12 protein-coding genes are annotated in these 15,002 nt (G+C 57.6%); 6 read left to right on the top strand and 6 right to left on the bottom strand.

Going from position 1 to position 15,002, the window contains the following annotated elements; all coding sequences use genetic code 11:
• Position 1: 1 nt before the first annotated feature.
• Positions 2-619, bottom strand: coding sequence for an anthranilate synthase component II (locus O4G22_RS10030; protein ID WP_179218510.1), 618 nt, complete (start codon positions 617-619; stop codon positions 2-4).
• Positions 620-649: 30 nt separating this feature from the next.
• Here O4G22_RS10030 and O4G22_RS10025 point away from each other — a divergent pair, with 30 nt between their 5' ends.
• Both O4G22_RS10025 and O4G22_RS10020 read left to right on the top strand, forming a co-directional pair.
• Positions 650-1,666, top strand: a complete 1,017-nt coding sequence (locus tag O4G22_RS10025; protein ID WP_306701681.1) for an aminodeoxychorismate synthase component I — start codon at positions 650-652, stop codon at positions 1,664-1,666.
• On the top strand, positions 1,647-2,261 hold the full coding sequence (locus tag O4G22_RS10020; protein ID WP_094137025.1) for an aminotransferase class IV: 615 nt from the start codon (positions 1,647-1,649) through the stop codon (positions 2,259-2,261). The genes O4G22_RS10025 and O4G22_RS10020 overlap by 20 nt, the downstream gene beginning before the upstream one ends.
• 66 nt (positions 2,262-2,327) lie before the next feature.
• Here the strand turns inward: O4G22_RS10020 and O4G22_RS10015 are convergent, their stop codons facing one another.
• The 5 genes from O4G22_RS10015 to O4G22_RS09995 all read right to left on the bottom strand — a co-directional run bounded on the left by O4G22_RS10015 (position 2,328) and on the right by O4G22_RS09995 (position 9,992).
• The gene (locus O4G22_RS10015; RefSeq protein ID WP_094137026.1) at positions 2,328-3,509 is read right to left on the bottom strand and encodes an AGE family epimerase/isomerase; all 1,182 of its coding nucleotides are present in this window, start codon (positions 3,507-3,509) and stop codon (positions 2,328-2,330) included.
• 19 nt (positions 3,510-3,528) lie between these two features.
• On the bottom strand, positions 3,529-4,446 hold the full coding sequence (locus tag O4G22_RS10010; RefSeq protein ID WP_094137027.1) for a dihydrodipicolinate synthase family protein: 918 nt from the start codon (positions 4,444-4,446) through the stop codon (positions 3,529-3,531).
• A gap of 353 nt (positions 4,447-4,799) precedes the next feature.
• Positions 4,800-6,356 (bottom strand): hypothetical protein, encoded by a 1,557-nt coding sequence (locus O4G22_RS10005; RefSeq protein WP_094137029.1) that lies wholly within the window; start codon positions 6,354-6,356, stop codon positions 4,800-4,802.
• A 12-nt stretch (positions 6,357-6,368) separates the two neighbouring features.
• The gene (locus O4G22_RS10000) at positions 6,369-7,202 is read right to left on the bottom strand and encodes an NAD(P)-dependent oxidoreductase (RefSeq protein ID WP_094137030.1); all 834 of its coding nucleotides are present in this window, start codon (positions 7,200-7,202) and stop codon (positions 6,369-6,371) included.
• A gap of 33 nt (positions 7,203-7,235) precedes the next feature.
• Entirely contained in the window at positions 7,236-9,992 is a 2,757-nt protein-coding gene (locus O4G22_RS09995; RefSeq protein WP_306701680.1) for a tetratricopeptide repeat protein, read from the bottom strand.
• Between the two features lie 116 nt (positions 9,993-10,108).
• Between O4G22_RS09995 and pepT the strand changes: the two genes are divergently transcribed.
• The 4 genes from pepT (at position 10,109) to O4G22_RS09975 (ending at position 14,856) form a co-directional block, all read left to right on the top strand.
• Positions 10,109-11,362, top strand: coding sequence for a peptidase T (pepT, locus tag O4G22_RS09990; protein WP_094137125.1), 1,254 nt, complete (start codon positions 10,109-10,111; stop codon positions 11,360-11,362).
• Positions 11,363-11,606: 244 nt separating this feature from the next.
• Positions 11,607-13,031, top strand: a complete 1,425-nt coding sequence (purB, locus tag O4G22_RS09985; protein ID WP_094137032.1) for an adenylosuccinate lyase — start codon at positions 11,607-11,609, stop codon at positions 13,029-13,031.
• A 229-nt stretch (positions 13,032-13,260) separates the two neighbouring features.
• Positions 13,261-13,716 carry a YbjN domain-containing protein gene (locus O4G22_RS09980; RefSeq protein ID WP_094137033.1) on the top strand — a complete coding sequence of 152 codons (456 nt, stop codon included), beginning with the start codon at positions 13,261-13,263 and terminating at the stop codon, positions 13,714-13,716.
• A 27-nt stretch (positions 13,717-13,743) separates the two neighbouring features.
• Positions 13,744-14,856: an efflux RND transporter periplasmic adaptor subunit gene (locus O4G22_RS09975; RefSeq protein WP_094137034.1), complete on the top strand. Its 1,113-nt coding sequence runs from the start codon at positions 13,744-13,746 to the stop codon at positions 14,854-14,856.
• Positions 14,857-15,002: the final 146 nt, after the last annotated feature.

The raw sequence follows: 15,002 nt of genomic DNA, 5'->3' as shown, positions 1-15,002 counted from the left end.
ATCATTGGATGCGCCGTTTTTCCCGGCTTCCTGCCGGAAGGGACAGGAAGTTCCGGAGCAGCGCTTCTCCGTCCGGCGTCAGGATGGATTCCGGATGGAACTGAATGCCGTAAAGAGGGAGATGCCTGTGGCGGATGGCCTGCACGTTTTTTCCGGAATCCCTAGCCGTGACAATCAGCTCCGCCGGCCAGGGGAAGGAGGCAAGACGCCAGGAATGGTAAAGCGCGGCGGGAAATTGTTCCGGCAATCCCTCCAGGATGGGACACTGTTCCGTTCTGCGTATGAATTCCCGCGCTCCGTGAAGGGGCCGGGAAAGGTGTTCCAGACGGGCTCCGAAGCGCACGCCCAGGATCTGATGCCCTAGGCATACGCCCAGCACCGGAGTAAAACGGGGCAGGTGCTCCAGAAGGCGGAAGGTGGCCCGGTGGCAGTCATCCTCCACCGTTCCCGGACCGGGAGACAGGATGAGCTTTTCCCCCGCCTGAACCGCCTGTTCCAGTTCCGGTGATTCATTGGAAACCACGCGCGGAACGGCCATTCCCGTCTTTCTGACGAGTTCTGCAAGGTTCCAGGTGAAGGAATCCCGGTGGTCGATGATCCAGACGTTCGGTTGACTCATGGCGCGCACATGATAGAGTAATTCCCGACAATGTACACACGGGAGCAGACCATCAGCCGCATGAACGCCCTGGGCCGTGCGGAATGTCCGTTCTTTTTTGTCATCTCCCATGATATGGGCCATAACCTGCTGTTTGAACCTTCGGAAACGGAAAGGGAGCGCATGGCGGCTTTTTCCCTGCCGCTGGGCGCCATGGGAAGTCAGGACAGCGAAGCGCCGCTTCCGGAACGGCTGCGGTTCATTCCGTCTCCCCAGCCCATGTCCCGGTATGCGGCATCCTTCGCTTCCGTCCGGAACCATCTGATGAGGGGGGATTCCTACCTGCTGAATTTATGCGTGTCCACCCCCGTGGAAACCAACCTGACGTTGCGCCATCTGTTCCGGTTTGCCCGCGCGCCTTACCGGATGCTGCTGGGGCCGGACGCGCGGATTTCCGGAGTGCACGGCCGCGGCTGCGTCTGCTTTTCTCCGGAACCGTTTGTCACGGTGCGCGGGTGCTCCATTTCCACGTTTCCCATGAAGGGAACGGCGCCGTCCGCTACGCAGGAAGCGCGCCGCTGGCTGGAAACGGATGAAAAGGAGAATAGGGAATCCGCCACCATTGTGGATCTGATGCGCAATGATCTTTCCATGGTGGCAACCGGCGTGAGGGTAAAACGCTACCGCTATATCAGCCCTGTAGAAACGTCCAAAGGTTCTATTCTTCAATGCAGTTCCGAAATTTCAGGGCTGTTGCCGGAAAACTGGCGTTCCCGCCTGGGGGAAATCCTTCTGAAGCTGCTTCCCGCCGGGAGCGTGACCGGCGCGCCCAAGGAAGCTACCTGCCGGGCCATCGCGGAAGCGGAGAATATGGAAAGGGGGTTTTATACCGGAATTTTCGGCTTTTTCAACGGGCGGGATTTGGATTCCGCCGTCTCCATCCGCTTCATGGAGGAGGATGAACGGGGAATGATATACAAGAGCGGTGGAGGAATTACCGTCATGAGCCGGATGGAAGAGGAATACCGGGAAGCTGTTGCCAAAGTTTATGTGCCGTTTGATTTTTGAAACCGTCAAATGGGAGAATGGCGCTCCCTGCCTGCTTCCCTGGCACCAGCGGAGGGTGGAGGCCGCCATCAGTGTTCATGGCTCGAAAAGCGCCCCCGTTCCCGATCTGGCCTCCGTTCTTTCGGGCTGTTCCGGCCCGGAGGGCCGCGGCGTTTACAAATGCCATATCACGTATGATACGCGGGGAAAGGTGATCCGCACCTCTTTTGAACCTTACCGTCCCCGGCAGGTGAAGACGTTGACGTGTGTGGAAATGCCCGGCCTGGATTATTCATGCAAGTGGGAGGATCGGACAGAGCTTCTGGCGGCAGGGGCGGGACTGGCCTGTGACGAAGAAGCTCTGATTCTCCGGAACGGGATGGTGGCGGATACGCGGTACAGCAACGTGGTGTTCGGGGACGGTTCCTCCTGGGTTACTCCGGAAACTTTTCTGCTTCCGGGAACCAAGCGCGCCTTCCTGTTGTCCCGCGGAGACATTCAGGAATGTTCCGTAAAAGCGGAAGATATAGGCAAATTCCGTTTCTGTTCCCTGATTAACGCCATGCTGGATCCCGGAGATGTGGTGGTGCGGACGGAGGATATCATCCTGCGTTGAGGGCATAAAAAGCGGCCACTCCGTAGATACGGAATGGCCGCCCGGCAGGAAACATTTGATTTCTTCTTAAATGGCTCCGCAGTAGTGGGCGCAGCACCACATGGCGCGGGGATGGTGGAAGAAGGATTTCCAGAGGCTTCCCTTGAGGGTGTTGGCCCGGGAACCGTCCTTATTCAGATAGCCGAACCAGTCGCCGTGCTGCGCGTCCTGGAAGTGGGAGAAAGCCCAGTTGCGCACCATGTCGTGGCGGATGGCATAGCGTTCTTCCCCTGTGAGCTTGTAGGCGAGCGTCATGGCGATGAGCGCTTCATCATGCGGCCACCAGAACTTCATGTTGTGCCAGTATTCCTGGACGGGCTTGTTGTACACGTCCGTGTAGTACAGCATGCCGCCGTTTTCCTTATCCCAGCCGCGGGCGAATGCCCAGTCAATCATGTCGCAGCCCACCTTGATGAGTTCGGGGTCATTGCCGCGATGGCGGGCTTCTTCCAGCACGAACCATCCTCCCTCTGTAGTGTGGCCGGGGTTCAGGGTGCGTTCATCGAAGTGGTCGATGATGGAGCCGTCCGTTCCCACCACTTCCATGACTGCCTGGATGTCAGGTTTCATGAACAGGGTGCGGAGATCGTTGATGCAGCGGTCTGTCCAGCCGGTATAGAAGCCGTCGTCATCTCCCAGGTACTTGCGCATTTCCTGAGCTGTGTTCAGCGTAATCATGCGGGTGCCGAGGCCGGTCGTGGGGCGTTCCCCGGTGAACTTGGGAACCATCTTGCCGGGAGTGAAGCAGTTGTCCGTGAAGATGTCGAACCAGTGGCGGGCTTCACGGGCGGAATCCCGGCTGCCGGTCGCCCTGGCGTGCGCTGCAAAGGCGATGGCGGCGAAAGATTCGCTGTAGGCGTAGCGGCGTTTACGGATGGGGGTGCCGTCGGCGGCTACATGAAAGAACATGCGGCCGTCCGTTGGGTCAACGCACTTGGTTTTCAGGAATTCCAGAGCGCTTTCCGCCCATTTGAGCCAGTCCGGATTCTTTTCGATGCTGTTGTACATCGTCAGCAGCATCCATGCCATACGGCCCTGGGCCCAGACGGATTTGTCGGAGTCCACCAGTGTGCCGTCTGCGTCAAAACAGTGGTAAAGACCACCGTTTTTTTCGTCGTAGGCACGGGGGAACCAGAACGGCAGAACGTCTTCCAGAAGCTGGCGGCGGTAGAACTTGCCCAGGGAGGGCATATCAAGAGTTGCAGCCATATCGGTCAGATTCCGGGGTTCAGTTTAAAGCCCACTGGAAGAAGCCGATGCCTTCCAGTTCGGAACGGAGTTCCTTCAGCTGATCAGCGGTCGGGTTGCCCTGCGGAAGTCGGGCGGGTCCAAGATCAACGCCCAGCCAGCCCATCAGAGCCTTGGCGCAGCCCATATACCCTTTGGAGGCCAGGATATTGATCATCTGCACGGACTTCCACTGGCAGTCGCGCGCCGTTTCCACGTCGCCTTCCGCAAAGGCTTTCATGAGTTTCTGGTACAGGGCCGGAGCAAAGTTGAAGGAGCTCCCCACGGCGCCCTTGGCCCCTACGGAAAGAGCGCCCGTAAACCATTCGTCCACACCCCAGGGGATGTCCACGGTTTCGTCGTAATTCAGCGTGGTCTGGTACAGGGCCAGATCCGGATTGGTGAATTTGATGCCTGCGAAATTCGGAATCTGTTCCTTGGCCAGCTTGATGAATTCCACCGGGTTGAAGCGTACGCCCGTCAGCACGGGGATATCATAGTAATAATAGGGCAGGTCGGGTGCACCGGAGGCGGCGAAAGCGCAGCATTCCACCAGGCGCTGGACAGTGCCGGGCTTGTAGTAGGAGGGAGCAAGGGAACTGGTGGCCACGAATCCGCACTCCTGGGCAAAAGCGGCCAGTTCCCGGGCGTCCCAGACGCTGTTGGAACCGGTATGGGCGATAACTTCCACGCCATGCTTGGCGGAGGCTTCCTTCCAGGCGGAATAGATTTCCTTGCGTTCTTCAAGTTGCATGGAGGAGGATTCACCGGTACTGCCGGTAATGAAAGCAAGCTTGATGCCCTGGGAGGCAAGCAGCTTGGCCTGGGCGTCAACGCTGGAAGGATTCAGAGAACCATCCGCCTTGAACGGAGTATGTACGGCGGCCACCAGGCCGTGGAGTTTCAATGACGTGTCCATATTGTGTAGTGATATGAAAATAATTCGGGGCGATGATTGCAAATCATCTTGGGAAAGACAATCCCTGAATCCTCCTGAATCAAAAAAGACCACATGAAAAAATGCGCGTGAGCGCAGATGCAGAGAATTCTTCAAAACGCTGGAGGGAACGGTCTATTGGTTCATAACGTGATGCGGCGATTTGGCCTGTCCCGGCAACCAGTTTGCTTCATAGCGCCAGATATCCGCTCCTTCCGGTTTCCGGGGAGAACCCATCGGCATTTTGTGTTGCCATGAAGGTAACATTGCCGGCATGGGAGAACGTTTTTCCGGAAGTGCAGTGCTTTTGCCGGGGACGGCAAAACTCCCTTCCCTCAATTCTTCCCATGCAGGGAGGGCACAGGAGTCCTGGCCGGGAGGGTGTACAGTTTTTCAATGTCGTCCAGATAGCGGGAAATAGGTGTATTGGCCGGCTGCTCCTGTTCCCGGAGGATTTTCACGGCTGCCGCGTAGGAAGCGAATGTCTTGCCGGTTCCGGACCGCGTGTTGATTTCATACCAGTCCATATAATCCCGGACGCGGCGGGCGGTTTTCATGGAAAGGTTCCTGATTTCCCGGAGCTGGCTGATTTTGGGGCCGGCTTCCCGGCTGTTGACTTTCCCTGTTTGCATCAGGGCCACCAGCTTGGCATATTCTACAATGACGGGCCGGTATGAAGGAAAGGAACGCCTGCTGAGGTTGAGCAGGCTGCCGGCCACATTAGAAAGCTGCCTGTTCAGATCCGGCAGGGAATGGGCCTGCTCCAGGTCATCCAGGGGAAATGTGACGGTGGTGCGGGTATCCGGATCATACTTGACCAGGGTGAGTGCTTCCTGAAGGTGCCGTTCCGTTTCCGTAATCGTGAGAGTTTCCGTCAGGGGAGGCGTCGCCATGCGGGAAAGCTGAAGCGTCCACCATTTATGGAGGGAAGTGGGAGTCAGGCTGAGCTGCGGAAAATGGCGTTTGATGAGGTTTCCGGGATCGTCATTGCCCAGAATAGCCTGGTCCAGAAGCTGTTTCATGCCTTCCGGGCCGTTTTCCTGGTTCAGCAGGCAAAGCGCCAGGGCTCCGCAGGAAGTTTGATAGGCCGCGTAAGAGGTCGCATCCAGTTCCTTTTCCGGTTCCCGGCAATTCAGAATTTCTTCCGGAGTCATAATGCCGGACTGCTGGAACAGGGTGGAATACATGGCGCGGTCAGCTTCATTATTGTGCCACAGAACAGCCTGTTCCAGCCCGGCAATCAGCCAGGGGGGCAGCGTGACGTTATCCGGCAGGCCTTCCGGATCCACCGTGCGCAGCATCATTTCATAAAGCAGGGTGGAGACGATGGCGCGGCGCAGACTGTCTTGGTTGATGCCGTGGCCCAGGTGAATGAAAATGTTATAGGAGAGGGTGTTGCCCACAATGACGGTTTGCATGCGGACGGGGTTGGCCGGAACGGGGCTTCCCGGTTCTCCTACCAGGCGGATGTTGATGCCGTTTTTCCATTCGTCAGGCTGCTTGAGGACCTTGAGCAGCGCGGTGCGTATGGCATCCGCCCGGGTGGCGATGGCCCCGGCCAGCAGGGAGTCCATCCCGGTGACATGAAATTGCCTGGAAGTGGAAACGCTGGTGAACGGCTGCCGTCTGGCAGGCTGTTCCTCCGTTCCGGCGGCGGCTTTTGCCGGAGGCGAAGGGGGGACAACGGGACTCACATTGGAATTGCCCTGCAATACAGGACGGTCCGAGGCGTCATCAATAAAAGCCGCATCCTGGACGGATATTGCTTCTTCTTCCGGCGGCCGCACTTCCGCGGAAGAAACATCGCCAGCCCCTTTCTGTTCCTGCCCCCGGACAGCAGGGGGCAGAAGAAGAGCCGTCAACAGAAAGACGCATGTTCCCCTGAATTTCATCCGCGGAAAAAGTTAGTCGAATTGTTCCGCCAGACAGCTGAAATCCTCTTCCGCATGACCTTCCCGGCACAGCTTACCCATGATGGAGGAAACCAGGGAGGCAACAGGAGGGTGGATTCCTTTTTCTGCGGCAAGTTCCTGAGCGTAAATACTATCTTTCCTCATGTTGTCCAGGGAGAAATGAGTGGAAAAGTCGCGCTTTGCCATCAGGGGCAGCTTCAATGCGGCCAGAGGGGAGGCGATGACGTTCCGGGAAATGGCCTGGCCCAGCATTTCCGGGGAAATGCCGTACGCCTGGGAGATGGCCAGGGCTTCGCTCAAACTCTGCACCATGGTGGCGGAGACCATGTTGGTGACCAGTTTGACGACGGTGCCGGCTCCAATGCCTCCCAGATGCAGGATGTCCCGGGAACTGTGCTCCAGCACGGGGCGTATGCGGTCCAGAGTGGTGGAATCCGTTCCAACGTAGTAAACCAGTTCCCCTTTTTCTGCGGGCAAACGGGAGCCGGTGAACGGGCAATCCACATACGTGCAGCCGATGGAGGAACTCATCAGGGAGAGTTTTCCGACAGTCGCCAGGTCAATAGTCGAGTGGTTCAGAATGATATGCTCCGGTGTCAGGGCCTCCCTCATTTGTTCAAACACTTCCAGACAGGCATTCCTGTCTTTCAGGTAGAGCTGAATAATTTTGGAAGCGCGGGCCGCATCCGCCGGGGTAGGAACCGCTTCTGGAAAATCCTCCCGCGGAGTTCTGTTCCAGACGGTGACCGTGTCGCCCATCCCGGCCATATGGCGTGCAATCCGTGAGCCAATGAGGCCCAGTCCTAAAATGGAAACGTGATGCATGGCTTTTATTCAGTGGGGAAAAGGATAATGACGTCAGGAACCGATTCGGAAACGGCTTTTCCTGCGCGGAGGTTCCTGTTTTTCCGGCTTGGGCGTTTCCGTTGCGGCAGTCGCGGCTTCTGCCGGAGGTTGTGCGGATGTAGCCGCGGGGGCGGTTTCCTTCATTTGGGAGGCCAGAGAGGCTTGCCCGGATTCCGGACGGTGGCTGACGACAACCTGTTTGGGACCGGCGGAAGGCTTTTCCCGCGCATTCGGATCCTCCGCCACATGAGCAGGCACTTCATTGGCTTCGTGGGGAATGACAGACGGATCGCTTATTGCCGCGGCCAGCCGGGTTTCTCCCTCTTTTGCGGCGGATGAGGGATTCTGGTTCGGAGCCTGCTTTTTGCGGGGCAGGGTGGTGGTTCCGGTAATGGCAAGTTCCAGGTCGGAATCCGGCAGGCCTCCGCTGCGGATGGCTGCGTCATAGCTCTTGCGGGCCTGCGCCGTGCGGCCCAGCCGGGAATAGGTCCAGGCCAAGTTGAAATGCGCGTCCGGTGATTCCGGTTGGATTTTCAGGGCGTTTTCAAAGTGGATAACCGCTTTTTCATAGTTTCCGGCGCTGGTTTCCAGGTTGCCCAGGTAAAGCAGGGCAAGGGCGTTGGCCGGATCCAGCCTGACCGTTTCCGTCAGGGAGGCGATGGCGCGCTGGTCTTCCCCGGCGCGGTATTGGGCCACCCCCATCATGAACCATGCAGGGGAGGATGATGCGTCCAGTTCCGTGGCTTTTTTTAGAAATTTGATCGCTTCCTCCGCCTTGTTGCGCTGAAGCAGAATAGTCCCCAGATTGACCAGGGCCGGAACGTGGGCCGGCTGGAAGTCCAGCAACGTCCGGTACAGCTGTTCTGCGGCGGCATAGCGTTTTTTGGCGAAGGCTTCTGCGGCGCCTTGTCCCAGGGCTTCCGCCTCCAGCTTCCGGCGCACTGTGGCTTCCATGCCCCGGTTCAGCGCCTTTTCCTGGTCCGGAGTAATGGCCCCGGCGGAGATGGCGGCCAGGCGGGCCTGTTCGGCGGAACGTCTTTTCAGTTCTTCCATCTGCCGGGTGAGTTCTTCCACCTGAATGTTTTTCTGTTCCAGGGCCTTCTGGGCCCGCGCCAGGGCTTCCGCCTGTTTTTTGTCGTTTTTGGCGGATTTGTCCGCTTTGGTTTTCATCTGGCTGCGCGCCAGTTCCAAATCCCGGGCAAGCTGGGCGGCCTTGCCGCGTTCCGCAGAGAGGGCTTGAGCCAGCTTATTGATTTTTTCCTTTTGCTGAGCCGTCAGGGGAACATTGATATTGTTATCCTTGGCAATGGCATTGACAATTTGTTTTTCCGCGGGGGTGAGCCTGATGGCTTCTTCATTATCCATCAGGGAGGCTATTTCCGCTGTATCCGGGTTTTCCTGATGCAGCCGCTTATAGGTGCTGATGAGCAGGGAGCGGCTCTGGTCCTGCACGGAAAGGATGCGGAGCTGCTTGGCGATGGTGGAGCGCAGCAGCTGGTTTTCTTCCAGAAGAAGCGGGCTTTTTTCCGGATTGGCCTCCAGCTTGGACAGTTCCACATCCGCATTAATGAGCTTGGTATTCAGCTCTGTAATGCGTTTGCGGTAGCCGATGTTTTCATCCCGGATGGCAATCAGTTTCTGTTTCAGGTCTGCGGATTCCCCCCGCGCCTCTTCCAACGCTTTCAGATTGGCTTTCCGCTGTTCTTCGGAATCGGACTTGGCCGTTTCCAGAGCGGCGATTTTGTCCTGGGCATCCTTGAGCTGGGCCGCCAGCGTCAGGTTGCGGTCCAACAGGTTTTTTGTTTTGTCCGGACTGTTGAGCTCCACCAGGGCCGCCAACTGGTCGCGGTCTTTCTGGAGGGCGTTTTTCTCATCCGTCACTTTGTCCAGTTTGTCCTTGTACTCCTTGAGCTGCAGCTGAAGATCGGCGACCTGCTCCAGGTAACGGGCCTTGTCCTGGCTGAGGGAAGTGACATGTTGTTCCAGTTCCTCCACTCTCCTGGTGAGGGTCTGGATGAGCTTGTTGCTGGTCTTTCTCTCATCCTCCATCTGCTTTTTGACCTTGAGCAATTCATCCCGGTAAACGGATTCTCCGGCGGATGCCACGGCCAGTTTCGCCAGAACCTCCTCCTGCTCCCGGCGGGTACGCTTGAGAGCCTGGATCAGGGCCTTGTTCTCCATGGTGGTTTTATCCAGCAGTCTTCGAATGCGTTCGTAATTGCTTTCCACCACTTCCGGAGCCGCCCCGGGAGAAACGGAGGGGGACGGGATGGTATTGACTAGGGATTCTCCGGGCCGGGTAGGGAATTCCACGCCCTTGTAGCCGGGAGGAAGGGCTATGTTGGGTTTGGGCCTGGGGCGCTTCGGCACGGAGGCAGGGCGTTCCAGCTCCAGGCCGGAGCTGGATGAAGAGGCGGCGGCCTGCTGCTGGGCCAGCTTCTGCCACTGGTCCAGATTTTCCCTGTTGAGCTGGCGGCGCGTTTGCAGCAGTTTGGGCCGCCATTGGGGATAAGATTTGGCCAGGCGTCCGAACTTGTCTTCCGCTTGCTGCGTCAGGCGGATGGCTCCTATATAATCCCGTTTTTCCACCAGCCCCGCGGCTTGGGTCACCAGCTTCAACGCCTCCAGATACATATCCGTTGGGTCCTGCCTCGCTCCGGCGGTGACGGGCATGGGGCCGGGCATATACACCCCCTGGGCCAGAAGAGGCATGGAGACGCTGGTCAGGGACAAAGCAAGGGTAATGCCAAGGGGGAGAGGTGTCATCATGGGGAGAGGCTTTGTTTACATACGGCACACCGTCCTGAATCGCAAGAATAAACCGTGTCTTGTGCTTGTGTTCGCGGGGGCGGGTGCTAGACTCTTGCCAATCCTTGATTTTTCCCATGAACATCTCCGTTTTAGACCGTTTTTTGAAGTATGTCTCCGTGGGTTCCCAGTCGGACGCGGATTCCTCCACCGTGCCGTCCACCCCCGGCCAGACGGAGCTGGCCCGTCTGTTGGCCGGGGAGCTGAAGGACATGGGAGCGCAGGAGGAACTGGATGAGGATTCCGGCATTGTTTACGCCTCCATTCCTTCCAACGTGGAAGGGAATGTTCCCGTCATCGGCTGGGTGGCCCATGTGGATACGGCTCCGGGAGTCTCCGGCAGCGGCGTAAACCCCCGCATCATACGCTCGTACGACGGCGGGGACATCCAGCTCAACCCGGAGCAGGGAATAGTGCTTTCCCCCGCCGTTTTTCCCGAGCTGGCGGATTATTTGGGTCAGGACCTGGTCGTGACGGACGGAACTACCCTGCTTGGCGCGGACGACAAGGCCGGTGTGGCGGAAATCATGGATATGGCCGCCTCCTTCCTGCTGAACCCTGAACGGCCTCACGGCGAGATACGGATTGCCTTCACGCCGGATGAGGAAATAGGGCGCGGGACGGATGCCTTTGACGTGGCGCGGTTTGGCGCGGATTTCGCCTATACCGTGGACGGAGGCGCCCTGGGGGAAATTGAATACGAAAATTTCAATGCGGCTTCCGCGGTGGTGACGGTGCAGGGCTCTTCCATTCATCCCGGAAGCGCCAAGGGCAGGATGTTGAATGCCTGCCTGGTTCTCATGGAATTCCAGGGCATGCTGCCCGCGTTCCAGAATCCCGCTTTCACGGAAGGATACGAGGGCTTTTATCATCTGGATTCTCTCCGGGGAGACGTGGAACAGGCGGTTGCGGAGTACCTCGTCAGGGATCATGACAGGGCGGCGTTTGAGCGCAAGAAGGGGTTCATGCAGGAATGCGCGGCCCTGCTGAACCGTAAATACGGAGAGGGGACAATAAAGGTGGAAATTACGGATTCCTATTACAACATGAAGGAGAAGATACTCCCGCACATGCACCTGGTGGAACATGCCCGCAGGGCCATGGAAGCCGTGGGAGTGAGGCCGGAAATCATCCCTGTGCGCGGTGGCACGGACGGAGCACGCCTCTCTTTCATGGGGCTGCCGTGTCCCAACCTGTGCGCCGGAGGCCACAACTTCCATGGAAAGTATGAATACGTCCCTGTCCGTTCTCTGGAAAAAATTTCCGCCATCCTTCAGGAAATCGTTTCCGGTTATGCCCGGTACGGCCTGGAGCCGCCGCCGGGGGAGTGAGGGAACATGGCGATAAGCGGAAATGTTGCGATTCCGGCATTCGGCAATAAAAATCTTTGCCTGTTCCTGAAACTTTTATTGGGAGGGAGGCGCAATACTGAATCAAGTTCATAAAAGGAATGGCTTTGAATTCCCCGGCGCCCCTAATCCGTGAAGCTGTGGGAAAGTGCTTGCTTTTTTTCCTTCCGTCATGATCATGGCGGCTTACCGTTGTTGATAACCCCCCGCATAGACATATTTTGATATGAGCGTGATTCCCAATGTCCTGGCTGAAAGGTACGCCTCCGCCGCCATGAAATCCATCTGGTCCGCAGAGGGCCGCATCATTCTGGAACGCGAATTCTGGATTGCCGTGATGAAAGCCCAGAAGGATCTGGGGCTGGATATTCCGGACGGAGTCATTGAGGCCTATGAACGGGTGAAAGACCAGGTAAACCTTCCTTCCATTGACGCGCGTGAACGCGTGACGCGCCACGATGTGAAGGCGCGCATAGAAGAATTCTGCGAACTGGCCGGATGCGAGCATATCCACAAGGGCATGACCTCCCGGGACCTGACGGAAAATGTGGAACAGCTCCAGATCTGGAAATCCATGCAGATCATCCGGGACAAGGCCGTGGCCGTGTTGAACCGCATGAGCGCCCTGGCCGAACAATGGAAGCACGTGACCATTGCCGGACGCACGCACAATGTAGCCGCACAGACCACGACCATGGGCAAGCGCGTCGCCATGTTCGGGGAAGACATCGTGCACGGCCTGGGGACATGGATTTCCCTCATGGATCGTTACAGCGTACGCGGGCTGAAGGGCGCCGTTGGAACCCAGCTTGACCAGCTTTCCCTCTTCGGACAGGATGCCGGCCGCGTGCTGGAATTGGAAAACCGCGTGTGCGCCCACCTGGGCATTCCCGCCAAGTGGATGAATGTGGGGCAGGTATATCCGCGTTCTCTGGACTTTTCCGTAGTTTCCGGACTGGTGGAACTCACCTCCGGCTGCTCCTCCTTTGCCAAGACCCTGCGCCTGATGGCCGGCCATGAACTGGCCACGGAGGGGTTCGCCAAGGGACAGACTGGCTCCAGCGCCATGCCGCACAAGATGAACGCCCGCTCCTGCGAGCGCGTCAACGGCTTCCATGTCATCTTGAAGGGTTTCCTGATGATGATTTCCGGGCTGGCCGGGGATCAGTGGAATGAGGGGGACGTTTCCTGCTCCGTGGTGCGCCGCGTAGTCATGCCTGATTCCTTTTACGCTGCGGATGGCCTATTTGAAACCTTCCTGACCGTTCTGAACCAGATGGGCGTGTATGAAGCCGTGGTGGCTGCGGAATTGCGCCGCTATCTTCCTTTCCTGATGACAACCACCATCCTGATGGAGGCCGTCAAGCGCGGCATTGGCCGGGAAACCGCCCATGAGGTGATCAAGGAACATGCCGTGGCCGTCTCCAATGACCTGCGGGCCGGAAAAATCACGGAAAACAATTTGCTGGACCGTCTGGCGGAAGACGGGCGCCTGGGAATAGACCGGGCGGATCTTCAGCGCATCTTTGATTCCAATTCCTCCGCTACGGGCATGGCTGACGCCCAGGTGGAAGCATTCCGCTCCATGGTGAAGGAAGTGACGGACAGATTCCCGGACGGAGCGGGTTATCAGCCCGGGGATATCCTGTAAAAAGAACCTCGGAAAGAAGCCGGAACTTCCGGCGCACGCGTTTTTTCCAGACGCCGCCCCTTCGGACGGCGTCTGTATTTTTTATGCCGGCTGCATACATGTTTTTTCAATTTCTTTACGTCAGGAGAGCTTGACGAATCAGAAGGATGCCAGTAAGCTTGGATTCAGTAAACGGGCGCGTACGTTGCATGCGCCTTTGCAAGCAACCCCCTGTTAAACAATTTTCAATATGGAAAACCAGCATCTCAGCCTTTTGGACCGTGTGTACACCGTTCTCAGAAAGAGAGGGGAAGAAACGGAATGGATCACTTCTGCTGATGACCACAACATTAAGACGGGCATCGCATTCGTTCCCTGTGATACGTTCACCCCGGTGAGCCTCCTGTACACCATGATTGAACGTCCGGAGACGCTGGTCATTGACGTGCTTTTTGCCGCCAAGGTCCCTGAAGCCCGCCGTGTGGAAGTCAGCATTATCCTCAGCGAACTGAATGCGGACCAGACTGCCGGCGCCTTTCAGCTGGACCCCAACAGCGGGTACGTTTATTACCGCCAGTCCTTCGTTCTGGAAGGCATGGACCTCTCGGAAGCCCAGTTTGCCCAGTTGATGAAGAATATTGAAACCGTGGCTGTGGAAACGGCGGAGGCCTATTCCCACATCATGGAGACGGAATATCCCAAATAACGGGACGCGTTTCCCCCGGAACTGTCGATGAGCGAGGCCCCTCAAAAAAAGGGAACATTCTGGTCCATAGGCATCGGCCTGGGGATTGTGGCGCTTTTGACAGGCACGGCTATTGTAACGGATCCTTCCGTCTCATTTTCCTCTTCCGGGAACAGGGGGTGCGCGTCCGCAGGAACGGAGAAACCCCTCCGGCTGCAGACGAACACCCTTTCCATTTCCGCGCCCGGCATTGTAAGGGCCTCCTACCTGACGATGCTTTCTCCCAGCGTTTCCGGAAAGGTGGACAAAGTGCATCCCCTGTTTAACGTGGGGGAAATTGTCCTGAAGGGAACCCCCCTGATGGAATTGGAAAAATTTGAATACCGCGCCCGTCTTGCAAATGCCCAGGCGGAACTGGAACAGGCCCGTCTGGATGTTTCTACGGAGCAGGCGGAAGCCCTGAAAGCCATCAAAAAGACATACAGCTCCGTCTCCAAAAGCGGTGAGGAATCCGAACTGGTGCTCCGGGTGCCGCAGAGAAGAGCCGTAAACGCGAGGCTGAACGCCGCGGAGGCGTATGTGGCGGAAGCGGAACAGGCCCTCCGGGATACGGTGCTGGAAGCTCCCTATACCTGCCAGGTGGTGGAATGCTCTGTGGGCGCCGGTGCCCGCGTAGTCGCCGGGCAGCCGGTGGGGAAAGTAATTCCTCTTCAGGAACGGATGATACGGATTCCCGTTCCTCTGGAAGAATTTTCCGCGTTGCCCAGGGATGAGCAGGGCAAAGTGAATACGGCTCTGACCGCCTCCTGCGTGCTGAATAATGGAAAACGGCTGCAATGGCTGGGCCGCGTTACGGCGGTGGATGCGGCGCTGGATTCCGAAAGCAATTCCGCCGTGCTGATTGCCTCTCTGGAGCCGAATGCCTCCCATGTCTCCGAGTGGCAGGTGGCTCCCGTCAACATGGCCCTTCAAGTGGCCATCAACGTGCAGGTTCCCGTTTCCGCGTGGATTCCCGCTTCCGCCGTCAGGGACGGCAGCTCCATCCAGGTAAAAACGCCGTCAGGAATGCAGGAGCGCAAGGTGCATGTAGTGACGTTGAAAGACGGCAGCGCTCTGGTGACTGTGCCGGAATTCCAGGCTGGGGACGCTCTGATTCTTTAACTCATTTTTTCAAAGGGATATCCTTTCCTACTCATTTTTCCTGCCGCTGGGGAATCTTTTTTCAAAAACTTTCCGTTGGCGGGACAGCACGTCCACAGACTGGGAACCGGTGCTGCTGGAAGAAAAAGTAAGGCATCGGGAAAGCT

This window comes from Akkermansia muciniphila, assembly GCF_030848305.1.
GTDB classification, from domain to species: Bacteria; Verrucomicrobiota; Verrucomicrobiia; order Verrucomicrobiales; family Akkermansiaceae; genus Akkermansia; species Akkermansia muciniphila_A.
This window is presented reverse-complemented; position numbering and strand designations above follow the sequence as displayed.

Excerpts from the sequence above, each read along its gene's own strand:
- O4G22_RS10030 (WP_179218510.1), bottom strand. The coding sequence starts at position 619 with ATGAGTCAACCGAACGTCTGGATCATCGACCACCGGGATTCCTTCACC.
- O4G22_RS10025 (WP_306701681.1), top strand. The coding sequence starts at position 650 with ATGTACACACGGGAGCAGACCATCAGCCGCATGAACGCCCTGGGCCGT.
- O4G22_RS10020 (WP_094137025.1), top strand. The coding sequence starts at position 1,647 with ATGTGCCGTTTGATTTTTGAAACCGTCAAATGGGAGAATGGCGCTCCC.
- O4G22_RS10015 (WP_094137026.1), bottom strand. The coding sequence starts at position 3,509 with ATGGCTGCAACTCTTGATATGCCCTCCCTGGGCAAGTTCTACCGCCGC.
- O4G22_RS10010 (WP_094137027.1), bottom strand. The coding sequence starts at position 4,446 with ATGGACACGTCATTGAAACTCCACGGCCTGGTGGCCGCCGTACATACT.
- O4G22_RS10005 (WP_094137029.1), bottom strand. The coding sequence starts at position 6,356 with ATGAAATTCAGGGGAACATGCGTCTTTCTGTTGACGGCTCTTCTTCTG.
- O4G22_RS10000 (WP_094137030.1), bottom strand. The coding sequence starts at position 7,202 with ATGCATCACGTTTCCATTTTAGGACTGGGCCTCATTGGCTCACGGATT.
- O4G22_RS09995 (WP_306701680.1), bottom strand. The coding sequence starts at position 9,992 with ATGATGACACCTCTCCCCCTTGGCATTACCCTTGCTTTGTCCCTGACC.
- pepT (WP_094137125.1), top strand. The coding sequence starts at position 10,109 with ATGAACATCTCCGTTTTAGACCGTTTTTTGAAGTATGTCTCCGTGGGT.
- purB (WP_094137032.1), top strand. The coding sequence starts at position 11,607 with ATGAGCGTGATTCCCAATGTCCTGGCTGAAAGGTACGCCTCCGCCGCC.
- O4G22_RS09980 (WP_094137033.1), top strand. The coding sequence starts at position 13,261 with ATGGAAAACCAGCATCTCAGCCTTTTGGACCGTGTGTACACCGTTCTC.
- O4G22_RS09975 (WP_094137034.1), top strand. The coding sequence starts at position 13,744 with ATGAGCGAGGCCCCTCAAAAAAAGGGAACATTCTGGTCCATAGGCATC.